A 16,591-nucleotide genomic window follows, 5' to 3' on the forward strand; every position below is an offset into this window, starting at 1 on the left:
TCCTGGCACACGTTGACAAACTGTCTGAAGATGCCTTCGATGACCAGTGCACCGGCGCTAACCCGCGTTATCCGCTGGTATCGGAACTGCGCCAACTGCTGCTGGCAAGTTTCTACGGCGAGGCGTTTGCTGAACAATAACGCATGGATCCCCGCCGCGGGGCGTCATTTTCCCCGCGGCTCACCGTAAGGATAATTTATGCGCCGCATCACAAAAACTGCTACACTCCGCCCCTTCATGACATTGTGGTTTTTGTCATTCCAAATTTGAGCATCTCCCTGAAAACTACACCGGCAACGGTCGGGGCGGTCCGGAGTAGTTATGTCTTTTGATTCCCTGGGATTAAACCCTGATATCCTGCGCGCCATTGCCGAGCAGGGTTACCGTGAACCTACCCCTATTCAGCAACAGGCGATTCCCGCCGTGCTGGAAGGCCGCGATCTGATGGCCAGCGCCCAGACCGGAACCGGTAAAACGGCGGGTTTTACCCTGCCATTGTTGCAGCATCTGATTACCCATCAGCCGCATGCTAAAGGTCGTCGCCCGGTGCGTGCGTTGATCCTCACGCCAACCCGCGAGCTGGCGGCGCAAATTGGCGAAAACGTCAGAGATTACAGTAAATATCTCAACATTCGCTCGCTGGTGGTATTTGGCGGCGTAAGCATCAATCCGCAGATGATGAAACTGCGCGGCGGCGTGGATGTGCTGGTGGCGACGCCGGGACGTCTGCTCGACCTGGAACATCAAAATGCCGTGAAGCTGGATCAGATTGAGATTCTGGTACTGGATGAAGCCGACCGTATGCTGGATATGGGCTTCATTCACGACATTCGTCGCGTGCTGGCGAAACTGCCGGCGAAGCGTCAGAATCTGCTGTTCTCCGCCACGTTCTCCGACGACATCAAAGCGCTCGCCGAAAAGCTGTTGCGCAACCCGCTGGAAATCGAAGTGGCGCGCCGCAACACGGCCTCAGAGCAGGTAACGCAGCACGTGCACTTTGTCGATAAAAAACGTAAGCGCGAACTGCTGTCACAAATGATTGGCCAGGGCAACTGGCAGCAGGTGTTGGTCTTCACCCGCACCAAGCATGGCGCGAACCATCTGGCGGAACAGCTTAATAAAGACGGTATTCGCAGCGCGGCGATCCACGGTAATAAATCGCAGGGCGCACGTACCCGCGCGCTGGCCGATTTTAAATCCGGCGATATTCGCGTGCTGGTAGCGACGGATATTGCAGCGCGTGGTCTGGATATTGAAGAGCTGCCGCACGTGGTCAACTATGAGCTGCCGAACGTGCCGGAAGATTATGTACACCGTATTGGCCGTACCGGTCGCGCGGCGGCAACTGGCGAGGCGCTGTCGCTGGTCTGTGTTGACGAGCATAAATTGTTGCGTGATATCGAAAAGTTGCTGAAAAAAGAGATCCCACGCATTACGACGCCGGGCTATGAGCCGGACCCGTCGATTAAAGCGGAGCCGATTCAGAATGGTCGTCAGCAGCGCGGCGGCGGCGGCGGTCGTGGACGTGGACAAAATCAGGGAGGAGCGGGGCGCAGTCAGCAGCCGCGACGTCAGGATAGCGGGGCGGCGAAGGCGAAACCAAAACCGCGCACAGGCGAGGGGAAACCCGCTGGCGACAAAGCACGTCCGCCGCGTCGCCCGCGCAGAATCACGCCTGCCCAGTAAATTTTATCCGGCAACATGCCCGGTAGCGCGACGCTTACCGGGCCTACGGACTATGCAAATACGTAGGCCGGATAAGGTGCTTGCACCGCCATCCGGCAAAATACACATCGCGTTGCGAGCCGCCTTCCAGAACCGGTAAAAAAGGTACTTCCCGCCCCTGAAATGTGACACAATAGTGGCTGTTTATACAGTACTTCAGGTTTTCTCATGGCATTGACCGCTGCGCTGAAAGCGCAAATCGCCGCCTGGTATAAGGCGCTTCAGGACCAGATTCCCGACTTTATTCCCCGTGCGCCGCAGCGGCAGATGATTGCTGACGTCGCCAGAACGCTGGCCGGGGAAGAAGGGAGACATCTGGCTATTGAAGCGCCGACCGGCGTCGGGAAAACCCTCTCCTATCTTATTCCCGGTATTGCCATTGCCCGGGAAGAGCAAAAAACACTGGTGGTCAGTACCGCTAACGTGGCGTTACAGGATCAGATCTTTAGCAAAGATTTGCCGCTGCTACGAAAAATCATCCCCGATCTGCGCTTTACCGCCGCCTTTGGCCGCGGGCGTTACGTGTGTCCGCGAAACCTGGCGGCGCTCGCCAGTAGCGAGCCTACGCAGCAGGATCTGCTCGCCTTTCTTGATGACGAACTGACGCCTAACAACCAGGAAGAGCAAAAGCGCTGCGCCAGGCTGAAAGGGGATCTTGACGGTTACAAATGGGATGGTCTGCGGGATCATACCGACATTGCTATTGACGACGATCTGTGGCGGCGATTAAGTACCGATAAAGCCAGTTGTCTGAACCGCAACTGTCACTATTACCGCGAATGTCCATTCTTTGTCGCCCGACGTGAAATACAGGAAGCGGAAGTCGTGGTGGCGAATCACGCGCTGGTAATGGCGGCGATGGAAAGTGAAGCCGTACTGCCGGAACCAAAGCATCTGCTGTTAGTACTGGATGAAGGTCATCATCTGCCCGATGTCGCTCGCGATGCGCTGGAGATGAGCGCGGAAATTACCGCCTCCTGGTATCGCTTGCAGCTGGATCTGTTCAGCAAACTGGTGGCGACCTGCATGGAGCAATTTCGCCCTAAAACCACGCCGCCGTTAGCGAATCCTGAGCGACTTAACGCCCATTGCGAGGAGGTGTACGAACTGATCGCCTCGCTCAATGCCATTCTTAATCTGTATATGCCCGCAGCGCAGGAGGCGGAGCACCGTTTTGCAATGGGCGAGTTGCCTGATGAGGTCATGGAAATCTGCCAGCGACTGGCGAAGCTGACCGAGACGTTGCGTGGGCTGGCGGAATCCTTTCTCAACGATCTCAGCGAAAAAACCGGGTCGCACGATATTGTGCGTTTGCATCGGGTGATTTTACAGATGAACCGGGCGCTGGGAATGTTCGAGGCGCAAAGTAAATTATGGCGGCTGGCTTCGATGGCGCAGTCTTCAGGCGCGCCGGTGTCCAAATGGGCGACGCGTGAAATACGCGAAGGGCAACTCCACGTCTGGTTCCATTGTGTCGGTATCCGCGTCAGCGAGCAGTTGGAAAGATTGTTATGGCGCAGCGTACCGCACATTATTGTCACCTCGGCGACACTGCGCTCGCTCAATAGCTTTTCGCGCCTGCAGGAAATGAGCGGCTTAAAAGAAAAAGCCGGCGACCGCTTTGTGGCGCTGGATTCGCCGTTTAATCATGTGGAACAGGGGAAACTGATGATTCCTCAGATGCGCTACGAACCCACCATTGATAACGAAGAGCAGCATATTGCCGAAATGGCGGCCTATTTTCGTGAGCAACTGGAGAGCAAAAAACATCATGGTATGCTGGTACTGTTCGCCAGCGGGCGGGCGATGCAGCGTTTTCTGGAGCATGTCGCTGATGTGCGCTTACTCCTCCTGGTCCAGGGTGACCAGCCGCGTTACCGGCTGGTAGAGCTGCACCGTAAACGGGTGGAGAGCGGCGAACGCAGCGTGCTGGTTGGGCTTCAGTCTTTTGCCGAAGGGCTGGATCTTAAAGGCGAGCTGCTTACGCAGGTCCATATCCATAAAATTGCCTTCCCGCCGATCGACAGCCCGGTCGTGATCACCGAAGGCGAATGGCTAAAAAGTCTGAATCGTTATCCGTTTGAGGTACAAAGTTTACCAAGCGCGTCTTTTAATTTAATTCAGCAGGTAGGGCGATTGATCCGTAGCCACGCCTGTCGGGGAGAAGTGGTCATTTATGATAAGCGTTTGTTGACCAAAAACTACGGACAGCGTTTACTGAATGCCTTACCTGTTTTTCCGATAGAGCAGCCTGCCGTGCCAGACGTTATAGTAAAACCAAAAGCAAAACCTGCACGCCGCCGACGGCGTTAATGCTGTGAGCACACTTCAAGGAGCTTTCAATGGATTATCGCAAGATCATCAAAGAGATCGGGCGAGGTAAAAATCACGCCCGCGATCTGGATCTGGATACCGCGCGCGGTTTGTATACCCGAATGCTGAATGGCGACGTCCCCGACCTGGAGATGGGCAGTATATTGATGGCGCTGCGTATTAAAGGCGAAGGCGAAGCCGAAATGCTGGGCTTTTATGAAGCCATGCAGAATCATACCATCAAACTGACACCGCCCGCAGATAGGCCGTTGCCGGTCGTTATTCCCAGCTATAACGGCGCGCGTAAACAGGCGAATTTAACGCCGTTGCTGGCTATCCTGCTGCATAAATTGGGCTTTCCAGTTGTAGTACACGGCGTCAGTGAAGATCCGACCCGCGTACTGACGGAAACAATATTTGAGCTGATGGGGATTGTGCCCACCCTACACGGCGGACAAGCACAGGCCAAACTGGACGGGCGCCAGCCGGTGTTTATCCCGGTGAGCGCGCTCTGCCCGCCGCTGGAAAAACAACTGGCGATGCGCTGGCGGATGGGCGTGCGCAACAGCGCGCATTCACTGGCCAAGCTGGCGACGCCATTTGCTGAGGATGCCGCGCTGCGTTTATCAAGCGTTTCTCACCCTGAATATGTCCCGCGTGTGGCGACCTTTTTTAGCCGCATTGGCGGGCGGGCTTTGCTGATGCATGGTACCGAAGGCGAAGTCTATGCCAACCCGCAACGCTGTCCGCAAATCAGCCTGATTGATAGCCGTGGCGTGCAGGTACTGCATGAGCGCCAGAGCGACACGTACGACGAGCCGCTTTCACTGCCTGCGACTAAAGATCCTGAAATCACCGCGCGCTGGATTGAGCGCTGCCTTGCCGGCCACGAGTCGGTGCCGCAATCATTAAAAACGCAAATGGCCTGTTGTCTGGTTGCGACGGGAGAGGCGGCGACGTTAGAAGACGGGCTTGCGCGCGTCGAACAGGCTTTTAGCGAATAAAAAAAGCCCGTCCAGTGGCGGACGGGCAAATAAGGGTAACAAACAGGGTTAATGAGGGTTGGAGCAGTGGGTCTGTTGGCAAACAGACGAGGGTAATACCCGTCAGAATTCAAACAACAGCGATGTTACAGCCTGAAATCTGGCGGGCAGGTAAATTATTTATAAATCACCGCAGTGCCGCTCATTTTGTCATTACCTACGGCGGAGGTGATGTTATAAGCGCTTGCGCCAGCAGCGGCGGCTTTTTCAGCCAATTTAGCTTCCAGGCCATCCAGCGTGGTGGCGCCATCGGCAGACACTACGCCGATTTTATGCAGGTTTTGCGTCTGAGACGCGCTAACCGGTTCTGCGGCAAAAGCGCCAAAAGAAAGGGTGGAAAGCGCGATGGCTGCAACAGCATATTTAATGGTTTTCATGATTAATCTCTCGCAGGTTATTCTGTTTATGGGACGATGTTCCGTCGATGTGATGAGTATCACGGTTTTTTGCGAAAGATAAAATCGAATAGAATTGACGGCCTTGCTCAAAATTTTTGAATGACAAATAACCTATTGATTATTAATTAATTCAACGGTTGAATTTACCTTTCTTGTCATCTGGCTTTACAGAGTCGAGGTTAACGGCACATTCTGCGACGCAGAACGCTAAAAAGCATGAGCGTAAAGGAATGGATAATACTGGCGGTTTCGGTAAAGAAAAGTCAGCGTAACTGGCTGTCTTTTGAACCTCTACGATTATATCCTGAAAATGTTGCGTTATGTAAATCTTTCTCCTGTTGGCAGGCTATGCATAACCGAACGCCCGGTACGGCTTTACGCCGCGCTTCAGGGATAGGGGCGCCGCAAGATTCGCATTCATCGCGACTTTCGCCGTGAGGAAGTTCGCCGCGAGCGCGGGCAACGGCATCTTCAATGGTATTGTTGATTTGTTCATTCACTGCGTCGTCATTTGCCCAGCCGGATGCCATCACGCTCTCCTGATTTTAGGGTACCTGAGGTTAAGTGTAGCGCCGTCAGGCGAAAAAATCGCATCGCGCGATCTTTTCAGACCATGAGCAGAGCCAATGTCATTCAGATATCCGATCAAACGAGCGAGGCAGGGAATTCGCGGTGGTATATTTACCCCGTGGCGTTATACGGGTATCTTACGCCGCTGCTAAAAGGAGAATGCCATGTCCGCCCAGAAACCGGGGTTACACCCGCGCAACCGCCATCAACACCGTTATGATCTCGCCGCACTGTGTCAGACCACGCCGGAATTGACGTCCTTTCTTATCCGCACGCCCGCCGGTGAACAGAGCGTTGATTTTGCTAATCCGCAAGCGGTAAAAGCGCTCAATAAGGCATTGCTGGCGCATTTTTATGCCGTCACACACTGGGACATTCCGCCAGGGTTTTTATGTCCGCCGGTGCCTGGTCGTGCGGATTATATCCATCATCTGGCGGATCTGCTTGGCGAAACGACAGGGAGTATTCCGGCGCAGGCAACTATTCTGGACGTGGGCGTGGGCGCCAATTGTATTTATCCGCTTATCGGCGTCCATGAATATGGCTGGCGATTTACCGGTAGTGAAGTCAGCGACGCAGCGATGTCCAGCGCGCAGGCTATCATTCAGGCTAATACGGGGTTAAGCCGCGCCATTCGTCTGCGTCGGCAAAAAGATCCGGCGGCCATTTTTACCGGTATTATTCATAAAAATGAATTTTATGACGCAACGCTTTGTAACCCGCCTTTTCACGACTCCGCCGCCGCAGCCCGCGCGGGCAGCGAGCGTAAGCGCCGCAATTTGGGGCAGAATAAAGATGATGCGCTGAACTTTGGCGGTCAACAGCAGGAGCTATGGTGCGAAGGCGGCGAAGTCGCCTTTATTAAAAAAATGATTGCTGAAAGCCAAACCTTCCGCCGTCAGGTGTTGTGGTTTACGACGTTGGTGTCGCGCGGCGAGAATTTACCGCCGCTTTACCGGGCGTTGACGGAGGCTGGCGCGGTGAAAGTGGTGAAAAAAGAGATGGCCCAGGGGCAAAAGCAAAGCCGCTTTATTGCCTGGACCTTTATGGATGACGACCAGCGTCGCCGTTTTATCACCCGTAAACGCTAAATCGTCGGTTCGCGCGGCGGCAGTGAATCAGGCGACGGGCCGCCAGCGGGGGCGGGTAGAACCTGATACGTTTGCACCGGCGCGCGCACATTGGCCAGATCAAAATGCTTTTTCACCTGGCTATCAAGGGCAAAACGCACCGTCCACTGCTTGAGCGGTAGGGTGGTGAACGATACGCGTAAAGTAAACGCTGTGTTCGTTAAACCGACAATACCGGCGAACGTGGGTTCGCCGATAATCAGCCCGCGAATATCCTCCGTCTCCATCAGCGCCGTTACCGCGTCTTTCAGCGCCTGATTCGCTTTATCCGCATCCTCATGGCGATCCACGTCATAGTTGGCGACAACTGAGCCGATACCGCGCACAAAGTTGGCGAAAGTGGTGATCGAGGACCACGGGATAATATGGTATGCCCCGGTATCCTGCCGCACGCCGACGGAACGAATCGACATTCTTTCGACCGTCCCCGTCAGCGGGCCTATGGTGACTAAGTCGCCGGTATTCATCCCGTTTTCAAACTGAATAAAGACGCCGGTAATAATATCTTTCACCAGGGTTTGCGAACCGAAAGAGATAGCCAGACCTAACGCCCCCGCGCCAGCCAGCAATGGCGCGATATTGACGCCGATTTCCGATAACACGATCATGATGGTTATGGTACTGATAATCACTGCCAGCGCATTGCGGAACAGCGTCAGCAGCGTGCGCGTGCGGGCGCTGGGTAGCGGGCGACCATGAATATCGGAGGCCAGGCGATTCTCAATCAGACTGGCGAGAATCGTCCATCCCACGGCGGAGAAGAATAAGATTAACGCGATACGGATGAGGATATCGACCATCTTTTCCCCCGCGCCATAATGTAGCCAGTGCCAGAAATCGAATAATCCCCAGGCGTTGAGCAACAGCATAACGGCGACGCAGACGGTCAAAAAGCGTGCGACTTTTAGCGCCGAGGAGAGCCAGCCGTTAAGCCGCTTTTGTAATTCCGGGTAATTGCGCTGCGTATGGGGCGACAGGGTGATGGTTTTCGCTATCCAGCGGGTAAACATACCGGAGATAAACGCGGCGATACCAATAATCGCCAGACTGCGCACGGTCGCGCCCATCATAAACTTCAGGCTATTGCCTGGGTCGAATAACGAGAAGAAAAACAGCACGATAAAGTAAGCGCTGGCCAGCCAGTGCCACACCAGCGCAAAGGCGCGGATAAACAGGCTAAAAAAGGCTAATGATCGTTCCGCCAGACTTAATAAATGTTGCGTAATCTCCGCTTTGTTTTTAAAGATCAGGTACAGCGCCCAGATGGTGATGCAGAGCATGATCGCCACATTAGCCATCGCGCCAACCTGAACATTCACCTGGTTGGAAATAATCGGAACGGCAACAATCAGCCCGTAGCCAATCAAACTGCTAAGGGAACTCATACGGCGATTCCAGTAACGCGCTGTCGCATCCTGAATCGCGAATGGGCGTAATTCCGGTACATTAGGGCAAAAAATAAGCCGCAGAATCGCTTTAAAGAACTCTATCAGCGCGAAGGCATTCAGGAACAGGCTTTGCTGAAAAGCGATAGTTCGACTTCCCGCATGGAAATTATCACTGAGCATCTGACCGATAAATAAGGTGAGCGCCAGTAGCAGCAGGTCGATAATAAACGCGCCGACGATCATCGCCGGGAGCTGTAACCAGTTGCTGCGTTCACGGTTTTTCTTGCGCGCCCACAGGCCCATTTTTCGATATAACGGCAGGGCGCAAAGCCGTATCACGCTATAAAAACCAAATACCGCGGCGGCCAGAAATAAAAAGTGGGTTAACGCGTTGGTGAAGGTTTGCGAGTTAAATGGCTTGTGCGGCGCATCGGTGATGTTGCGATAAAGCTGGGCGAAACGGGTAGCGAAAGCATCGCCGTACTGACGGGTAACGGTGGTGACGTTCTCCAGTACCGTTTTCTCATCTTTGGCCGCAGGCGGCGCAAGCGCTGGTGCCGGCTCGGTCGGCGTGGTTGATGCTTCGCGGAGTTGCGCTATCAATTCGTTACGTGAAGCCTCGTTCTCCAGTACGTCAGCCAGGGCCGCATAGGCCGCTTTTTTTTGTTCAGGACTGGGCTCTGGCGCTGCTTGCTGGCTGGTTGATGTCCCCGTGGTCACGCCGGGTATGGCGACCGCATGGGCAGGCGTGCCCAGTAGACAAAAAAGGATGAACAGGGTCCACCGCATGACTCCTCCAGTGAGAAAAGAGACGCAAAACACTAAGTATAGATGGCGCAGGGGAGGGAAAATGAAATGGGACTATTCTATGATGCCCTCCCTGCCGCAGGGCAGGAAGGGCGATATCTCAGGAGACGTGCTGTAAAAATTCCTGTAAACGTGGGCTTGGCGGGTTTTCGATCAACGCCTGCGGACTGCCATCTTCGGCAATACGGCCTTTATCGATGAAAATCAGCCGTGAGGCGACTTTTTCGGCAAAGCCGATTTCGTGAGTGACAATGACCATGGTCATGCCTTCTTCCGCCAGATCCTGCATGACTTTCAGCACTTCATGGCGCAGTTCAGGGTCCAGAGCGGAGGTTGGCTCGTCAAAGAGCATCATTTTCGGCTTCACTGCCAGCGCTCGGGCAATAGCGACGCGCTGTTGTTGACCGCCGGAAAGCTCGGAGGGGTAGTGGTGCGCACGTTCCGCCAGTCCAACTTTCGCTAACAGAGCTTTCGCCTGTTTTTCCGCTTCTTCTTTCTTTACGCCGCGCACGCGCAGAGGACCGAACATCACGTTTTCGAGCGCGGTCAGATGCGGGAACAGATAAAACTGTTGAAACACCATGCCGGCTTCCTGGCGAATCAGCCGTTCGTCTACTTTAGGATCGTTGACTTTCAGACCATCGACAATCAGATCGCCGGAGGTGATCTCTTCCAGTTTATTGATACAGCGTAATAACGTGGATTTACCCGAACCGGAAGGGCCGATAATCACAACCACTTCGCCCTGACGGATGTTTAAATCAATGTTATGCAGCACCTGGGTGGGGCCAAAGTGCTTGGAGACGTTTTTAAATTCAATCACAGGATTTTCATCCTTCTTTCAAGACGACGCAAAATAAAGCTCAGCACCAGCGTAATGATCAAATAGAAGACGGCCACGGCGCTCCAGATTTCCAGGGCGCGAAAGTTACCGGCAATAATTTCCTGGCCCTGACGGGTCAGCTCGGCTACGCCGATAACAATAAACAACGAGGTGTCTTTGATGCTAATGATCCACTGGTTGCCCAGCGGCGGCAGCATACGGCGCAGAGCAAGCGGTAAAATAACATGGCGGATGGTTTCCCGGCGAGAAAGGCCCAGCGCCAGACCCGCTTCGCGAAAACCTTTGTGAATGGATAGTACTGCGCCGCGAGTAATTTCCGCGATATAAGCGCCGGAGTTAATCATAATTGTCACGACCGCTGCGCTGAACGGATCAATACGCAAATCATTAAATGCCATCGGCAGGGCAAAGTAGATAAACATGACCTGGACAACGATGGGCGTGCCGCGAATAATTTCAATGAAAACCAGGGCGATGTGGTTAGCGAACCAGCCGCCAAACGTACGGGCAAAACCTGCCGCCAGTCCAATAACCAGGCCGCCAGCCAGACCGAGGACCGAGATCCACAGGGTCATTTTAGCGCCCTCAAGCAAAAGCGGAATGGCGGGCCAGATGGCGCTCCAGTCAAACTGCATATGTCGTTCCTGTTACCGTGGTGTAAATAGTCAAATGCTCTATCCGGCGCGGAAATGGCGTGAAAGTGTCTTATCCGTCACGGAAAAGAGCTGTAGGCCCGGTGAGCGTCATCACTACCGGGCCACAAGCCAACATCAGGTCGTTTTATTTAGGTTCTGTACCGAACCATTTTTTGTAGATTTCGTTATAGGTGCCATTCTCACGCAGCGTTTTCAGCGCGCCGTTGACTTTCTCGCGCAGTTCATCGCTGCCTTTCGGGAAGGCAACTCCGTATTGCTGTGCTTCCAGCGATTCGCCTACCGCCTTGAACTGGCCGTTGCCTGCGGTTTTGATAAAGTACAGGATGTTCGGCGTATCGTGCAGAACGGCGTCTGCGCGGTTGGTGCCTAATTCCATGTACGCGTTATCAATGTTCGGAAACTGACGCAGGTCTTTGGTTTTGATATTCGCTTTCGCGTAATCCACCGACCCGGTTCCGCTCTTCACGGCAACGACTTTGCCATCAAGGTCTTTAACGCTTTTAATATCGTTATTGTTGGCTTTCACCATCACGAGCAGACCGCTTTTGTAATAGCCATCGGAAAAGTCGATCGCTTTTTTACGCTCGTCCGTAATCGTAATACCCGCCAGCGCCAGATCGATATTTTTGGTTTGTAATGCCGGAATAATGCCGCTGAAATCCATCGGTTTCAGGGTGTAGTCCAGCTTCAGTTCTTTCGCGATAGCGTCCCACAGATCAACATCAAAACCGACGTATTTGTCGCCCTGTTTAAATTCAAACGGAACGAACGCCGTATCGGTTGCCACCACGAGTTTCTTATCCGCAGCGTGCGAAGACACCGCAAAAGCCAGGGTAAGTGCAGCCAGTGAAACTTTTAATAGAGACTTCATAGCATTTCCTTTTCTATCCACGGGGCGATCCCCTGCGAGAACATGTAGCGTAATGAAAAAATCATGCCAATTATGTAACTCATTGTTTTAACAGAAGCGTGAACCATTCCTGTGCACAATAAGTCGGGCAAAACCAGTATGCCGCACCGTTTTGGGGCACTGATTTAGTGCATGAATAACAAAGTAGAGATACAGGGTCTATTTAGCGTAAAAATTGTTGTTAAAACAATCTTTAATTAACGATTGTGTGATGTAATTATTACAAATAATTCACTTTTATCGGAGGGGAGTACAAGACGTGTGCACTATTTAAGTGCAAAACCCCTGTGCCAGGCAGGGGTATAGGGATGACTTATATACCTGTGTACATCAAGTTGCAGGTGCGTTCGCTTCAGTTACCGACGGAAGTCAGGCTTCTGCGGATTCGCTGCGTTTGTACCTTCCTGCAACTCGAAGTATTCAGGGTAGAGATAGATTTATTCGATGTTGGATTCGATAAACCACAGGAATTTATCGAGGTCGCGTGATGCGGCGGTAAAGATATCGGCAGTGTCTTCATCTTTGGCTTCACCGATAGCTTTGCGAACATCATTAGCGACAACAGCGTAGCGATCGGCCAGTTCTTTTAAGTGATCCTGCACGTTATGGATATCGAGCGGATAGCTTTTCAGTGGAGTTTTGCTGTTGATAACTTGCGTGGTGCCTAACGCCACACCGCCAAGCTGTACGGCGCGCTCGGCCATAGTATCCAGATGATCGGTCAGTGCGGTACGGAAGCCATCCAGCATCTCATGAACGGCAATAAAGTTAGCACCGCGCATGTTCCAGTGGGCCTGTTTCGTGATCAGCGACAGGTCAATGAACTGGATCACCTGACGATTAAGCAACTCAACCGTCGCTTTTTTATCGCTCTCTGATACATCGTTACGGGTATAAAGCAGATTAGACGCTTTTGTTTTTACCAGTTTAGCGGTACTCATAATCTCATATCCTCTTGATGTTTGTGTCCCAGGTAATTAACGAAAATAAGTATAGCACCGGTTTTTAACTTTGCTTTTTTGAATTTACCTATCACTTTAATAGTACAGACAAGATTTAATATTTATTTTGATTAAAAATCAATTGGTTAGACGAGTTTGCTGTTTGGTGGGTAATAATTCTCATTTTAATGTAAAAAATGAGAAAAAATATGACAAAAAATGACGAAGTAATAGCGCGATAATAAAAGGTGAATAACGAGGTGATATTCTGCATGATTATGCACATCATGCAGAATAAGAAACTATTTTACGTCAACTTGTTTAATTTGCGGTTCGCGGCGAATCGTTAGGGTAGAGCCCATTGAGGCGGCAATGATGGCGCACAGGGCCAGGATTTGTATGCCCGTAAGCGTTTCGCCCAGAAAAATCATCCCGGAAACGGCGGCCAGCGCGGGTTCCATGCTCATCAGCGTACCGAAGGTGCGGGTTGGCAGGCGCGTCAGCGCAATCATTTCCAGTGAATAAGGCAGCGCCGTAGAAAGCACAGCGACCGCTAACCCTAAGGGAAGAATCGACCAGTGCCATAGCGCGTCGCCAGCCTGAACTGCGCCAATCGGCACGAAAATGATGGCGGCAATCAGCGAGCCTACCGCCACCGTGGCCGGACCATGTTCCGCGCCTGCTCGCTGGCCGGTAAGAATATAGACAGCCCAACAGGCGCCAGCGCCGAGCGCTAACGCGGCCCCGGTAAGATCGACGTGAGACATATCTTGCCCTAATGGCAGCAGGAACCAGAGCCCAAGCACAGCCAGTACGACCCAAATAAAATCTACCGGCCGCCGGGATGAAAACAGCGCGACCGCCAGAGGACCGGTAAATTCCAGCGCGACCGCAATACCCAACGGCACCGTCTGAATCGACAGATAGAATAGATAGTTCATCCCGCCCAGCGACAGACCATAAAACAGTAAAGGCAGCCGCTGCTCTTTGGCAAAACGCAAACGCCAGGGTTTGAAAAAGGCGATAAGGATAAGCGTTCCCAACGCCAGACGAAGCGCCGTTACGCCCGGCGCGCCGACAAGAGGAAATAACGATTTCGCCAGTGAAGCGCCACTCTGAATAGAGGACATGGCAATGAGCAAAACCAAAATGGGCAACCAGACTGGTAGTTTACGTGTTGACCCCGGCATCCTTTCTCCTGTCAAAAAATGTCAGTACGAGTAAAGGTGGCAGTGTAATGGAAATTCCCCGTGGCGGTTGAGGATTCGTTGAAAAAAAATTTCCAGGATTCCATAAAATGAACTTAAATTGATGGATAAATAGACTGTTAGTTTAGGAATAATCTGGATGAATGTATCGCGTCGCACGCGCATTATTGGTGCAATCAGCCGGAAAAGTGATGTTAATTGAATAAGATAGCGCGATATGGAAACGTTCTGTTACATGAAAGGCGCCCTTAGACACCGTGAATCGCAAAGAGTTTCCCATTAATTTTTGATATATTTAAAACTTAGGACTTACTTGAAGCACATTTGAGGTGGTTATGAAAAAAATTGCATGTCTTTCAGCACTGGCCGCTGTTCTGGCTTTTTCCGCAGGTACTGCAGTAGCTGCTACTTCTACCGTTACCGGTGGTTACGCTCAGAGCGACGCGCAGGGCGTAGCGAATAAAATGAGCGGTTTCAACCTGAAGTATCGTTACGAGCAGGACGACAACCCGCTGGGCGTAATCGGTTCCTTCACCTACACCGAAAAAGATCGTACTAACGGTGCGGGCGATTACAACAAAGGTCAGTACTACGGCATCACTGCCGGCCCGGCTTACCGTCTGAACGATTGGGCGAGCATCTACGGTGTAGTCGGTGTGGGTTACGGTAAATTCCAGACGACCGATTACCCAACCTACAAACATGACACCAGCGATTATGGCTTCTCCTATGGCGCTGGTCTGCAATTCAACCCGATGGAAAATGTTGCTCTGGACTTCTCTTACGAGCAGAGCCGTATTCGTAGCGTTGACGTTGGCACCTGGATTGCTGGCGTGGGTTACCGCTTCTAATCACGTCGGTGAAAATGAAAAATCCGCCTTTCGGGGCGGATTTTTTTTGCCTGAAACATGCATTATTTTAGTGAAAAAATATCGCTGCCCAGATGGTTATAGTCCACTTTCTGTAATTTGAAATTGGTGATATAAACGGGCCCGGCTTTCTGCTCCGAAATAAAACGATAGCGATTTTTGATCTCTTTAGCGCTAATTCCTGTCCATTGCGAGAAAAAACTCAGAAAATCGTTCGCGGAACGGCGAGCTTTAATGATCCGATGCGCTTTACTGTCGCTTGATAGCACCATAAACGGCACCTGGAAGTTTTGCTGGAATTTGTCGTCATGCGCCAGGTACTGTACCGCTTTGCCGCGCTCTTTAAACGCCAGCCCGTGATCGGAGAAATAGACGAGCGAAAAACTGTCGCCGCTATGACGAAGCTGAGTATAGAGCTGACGGAGCAAATCGTCGGTTTGCGTCATGGTGTATAAATAACAAGACGTCTCTTTCGACTGGACAAACGTCGCGTATTTTCCCTGAGTACGGTCGCAGGCCTGGGGATGCGACCCCATTAAATGCAACACAATCAACTGCGGTTGCGTGCGTTCTGTCGCCAATACCTGCGCCGTCATGGTTAACAGCGCGTCGTCGCGAGTATTTTTATCCGCTTCAAAATCGCCGTTTTTCAGGAAATGCGCTTCATCGGCGCGTTTGGCGATACTGGCGATGGCCGTGTCGTATTCGCCGATTTGCCCCTGATTGGAAAACCACCATGTCTGAAAACCGGCGCGGTTAGCCAGCGTGACGAAGTTATCCTGATACTGCGGTTTGTTATCCACCACGCGATTGAGCGTTAAACCGAGCGATTTTTGCGTTGAGCCGCTGGCGGCGATGTAATCCATAAAGAAGTCGCCATTCACATGGCTGGCGAAGGGGGTATTATCCCAGTGGCCGCCGAAAGCGCCCATGGCATCCCGTCGCGCGCTTTCACCAATCACCACGACATAGATGTGATATCTGGGTTTCACCGCAGTAACCGTCCAGCTATCTTTTATGCCGGATAGCTGCGCCATACGGTGCTGCTCTTCAATGACTTCGTTGTTATTGACGATAACGTCTTTAGCGAAGCGAAAAACCGGATAGCCGGTATCAATAACCTTAAAAACGCCGCCCCACGCCAGATTTTGTACCGGCGCGACGAAAAATGCCGCGACGCTAATCAGCAGGCACAGGCTGTCGAGGCTATTCCAGCGCGGCCTGACCTCTTCTTTTCGGCGACGAAGCGCAATAATACCCAGCGCAAAAATAAAAAGTCCGGTCAGGTAGCTATACCACGGGAAGATGGTCAGGATTTCGCTCGACTCTTCCATATTGGTGGAGTGCAGCGCCAGCAGCGTATTAAAGTTCGGCGCGCCGTAAGCCTGTCCAAAGGGAAAATAGCAAGCGGCTACCAGCGAACAGATGCCGAGCAGCGCTTTTTGTCCGCAGGGCAGGTAGCGCCAGAGCAGCAGCAACAGGCAGGTAAACGCCGCGGTATAAAGCAGGCTAAAGGGGTAGCCGAGCGCGAGGTTAATCAGCAGCGACTGTAAAAAGTAGAGGCCCGCCCACGGGCTTACAGCCCGACGACGGGCCAGAAGTGAATCGATAAGGGTTGAATTCATATGCCACTATTGCAAAAACGCCATGTGCTAACCCTGGCGCGAAGGGTCATTACCTGCCTGATTATGCGTAAAAAAGGTATTGGGTTCGCAACAGCGAGTCGCAAAATATTCAGGGCTGCCAGAAGATAGAGCGTGCGGGTAAGAAGGTCAACCGCCGGAAAGAA

Annotated in this window: 15 protein-coding genes; 6 read left to right on the forward strand and 9 right to left on the reverse strand. The window is 52.3% G+C overall.

Annotated elements, in window-relative coordinates:
- From NBA72_RS20740 to ybiB, 4 genes are all read left to right on the forward strand, one after another.
- On the forward strand, window positions 1-140 hold a 140-nt coding region (locus NBA72_RS20740; protein WP_164525752.1), incomplete at its 5' end, for a hypothetical protein.
- Window positions 141-321: 181 nt separating this feature from the next.
- Window positions 322-1,686 (forward strand): ATP-dependent RNA helicase RhlE, encoded by a 1,365-nt coding sequence (gene rhlE / locus NBA72_RS20745; protein ID WP_000007059.1) that lies wholly within the window; start codon window positions 322-324, stop codon window positions 1,684-1,686.
- Window positions 1,687-1,893: 207 nt separating this feature from the next.
- Window positions 1,894-4,038, forward strand: a complete 2,145-nt coding sequence (dinG, locus tag NBA72_RS20750) for an ATP-dependent DNA helicase DinG (RefSeq protein WP_024157307.1) — start codon at window positions 1,894-1,896, stop codon at window positions 4,036-4,038.
- Between the two features lie 29 nt (window positions 4,039-4,067).
- Window positions 4,068-5,042 carry a DNA-binding protein YbiB gene (ybiB, locus tag NBA72_RS20755; protein ID WP_023138452.1) on the forward strand — a complete coding sequence of 325 codons (975 nt, stop codon included), beginning with the start codon at window positions 4,068-4,070 and terminating at the stop codon, window positions 5,040-5,042.
- 155 nt (window positions 5,043-5,197) lie between these two features.
- Here ybiB and ybiJ read toward each other — a convergent pair whose 3' ends face one another.
- Complete coding sequence (gene ybiJ, locus NBA72_RS20760; RefSeq protein WP_000849089.1) at window positions 5,198-5,458, reverse strand: DUF1471 family protein YbiJ; 261 nt, start codon at window positions 5,456-5,458, stop codon at window positions 5,198-5,200.
- 284 nt (window positions 5,459-5,742) lie between these two features.
- Window positions 5,743-6,009, reverse strand: a complete 267-nt coding sequence (locus NBA72_RS20765; RefSeq protein WP_000146328.1) for a DksA/TraR family C4-type zinc finger protein — start codon at window positions 6,007-6,009, stop codon at window positions 5,743-5,745.
- Window positions 6,010-6,213: 204 nt separating this feature from the next.
- On the opposite strand from NBA72_RS20765, the gene rlmF reads away from it, so the two are divergent.
- The gene (gene rlmF / locus NBA72_RS20770) at window positions 6,214-7,140 is read left to right on the forward strand and encodes a 23S rRNA (adenine(1618)-N(6))-methyltransferase RlmF (RefSeq protein WP_001275964.1); all 927 of its coding nucleotides are present in this window, start codon (window positions 6,214-6,216) and stop codon (window positions 7,138-7,140) included.
- Here the strand turns inward: rlmF and ybiO are convergent.
- The 6 genes from ybiO to rhtA form a co-directional block, all read right to left on the reverse strand.
- Window positions 7,137-9,356 (reverse strand): mechanosensitive channel protein, encoded by a 2,220-nt coding sequence (gene ybiO, locus NBA72_RS20775; RefSeq protein WP_023201443.1) that lies wholly within the window; start codon window positions 9,354-9,356, stop codon window positions 7,137-7,139. The genes rlmF and ybiO overlap by 4 nt on opposite strands.
- 118 nt (window positions 9,357-9,474) lie before the next feature.
- Window positions 9,475-10,197: a glutamine ABC transporter ATP-binding protein GlnQ gene (gene glnQ / locus NBA72_RS20780; RefSeq protein ID WP_000569093.1), complete on the reverse strand. Its 723-nt coding sequence runs from the start codon at window positions 10,195-10,197 to the stop codon at window positions 9,475-9,477.
- Window positions 10,194-10,853 (reverse strand): glutamine ABC transporter permease GlnP, encoded by a 660-nt coding sequence (gene glnP / locus NBA72_RS20785; RefSeq protein ID WP_001159076.1) that lies wholly within the window; start codon window positions 10,851-10,853, stop codon window positions 10,194-10,196. Before glnP ends, glnQ begins: the two co-directional genes overlap by 4 nt.
- A gap of 145 nt (window positions 10,854-10,998) precedes the next feature.
- The gene (gene glnH, locus NBA72_RS20790; RefSeq protein ID WP_000838671.1) at window positions 10,999-11,745 is read right to left on the reverse strand and encodes a glutamine ABC transporter substrate-binding protein GlnH; all 747 of its coding nucleotides are present in this window, start codon (window positions 11,743-11,745) and stop codon (window positions 10,999-11,001) included.
- 476 nt (window positions 11,746-12,221) lie between these two features.
- On the reverse strand, window positions 12,222-12,725 hold the full coding sequence (dps, locus tag NBA72_RS20795; RefSeq protein ID WP_000100805.1) for a DNA starvation/stationary phase protection protein Dps: 504 nt from the start codon (window positions 12,723-12,725) through the stop codon (window positions 12,222-12,224).
- Between the two features lie 302 nt (window positions 12,726-13,027).
- Entirely contained in the window at window positions 13,028-13,915 is an 888-nt protein-coding gene (gene rhtA / locus NBA72_RS20800) for a threonine/homoserine exporter RhtA (RefSeq protein ID WP_001119554.1), read from the reverse strand.
- 353 nt (window positions 13,916-14,268) lie between these two features.
- On the opposite strand from rhtA, the gene ompX reads away from it, so the two are divergent.
- Window positions 14,269-14,784 carry an outer membrane protein OmpX gene (gene ompX, locus NBA72_RS20805; RefSeq protein WP_000716763.1) on the forward strand — a complete coding sequence of 172 codons (516 nt, stop codon included), beginning with the start codon at window positions 14,269-14,271 and terminating at the stop codon, window positions 14,782-14,784.
- Between the two features lie 62 nt (window positions 14,785-14,846).
- Here ompX and NBA72_RS20810 read toward each other — a convergent pair whose 3' ends face one another.
- Window positions 14,847-16,427 (reverse strand): phosphoethanolamine transferase, encoded by a 1,581-nt coding sequence (locus NBA72_RS20810; protein WP_042949803.1) that lies wholly within the window; start codon window positions 16,425-16,427, stop codon window positions 14,847-14,849.
- Window positions 16,428-16,591: the final 164 nt, after the last annotated feature.

Source organism: Salmonella sp. NW1250, assembly GCF_051812965.1.
In the GTDB taxonomy this organism is placed as follows: domain Bacteria; phylum Pseudomonadota; class Gammaproteobacteria; order Enterobacterales; family Enterobacteriaceae; genus Salmonella; species Salmonella enterica.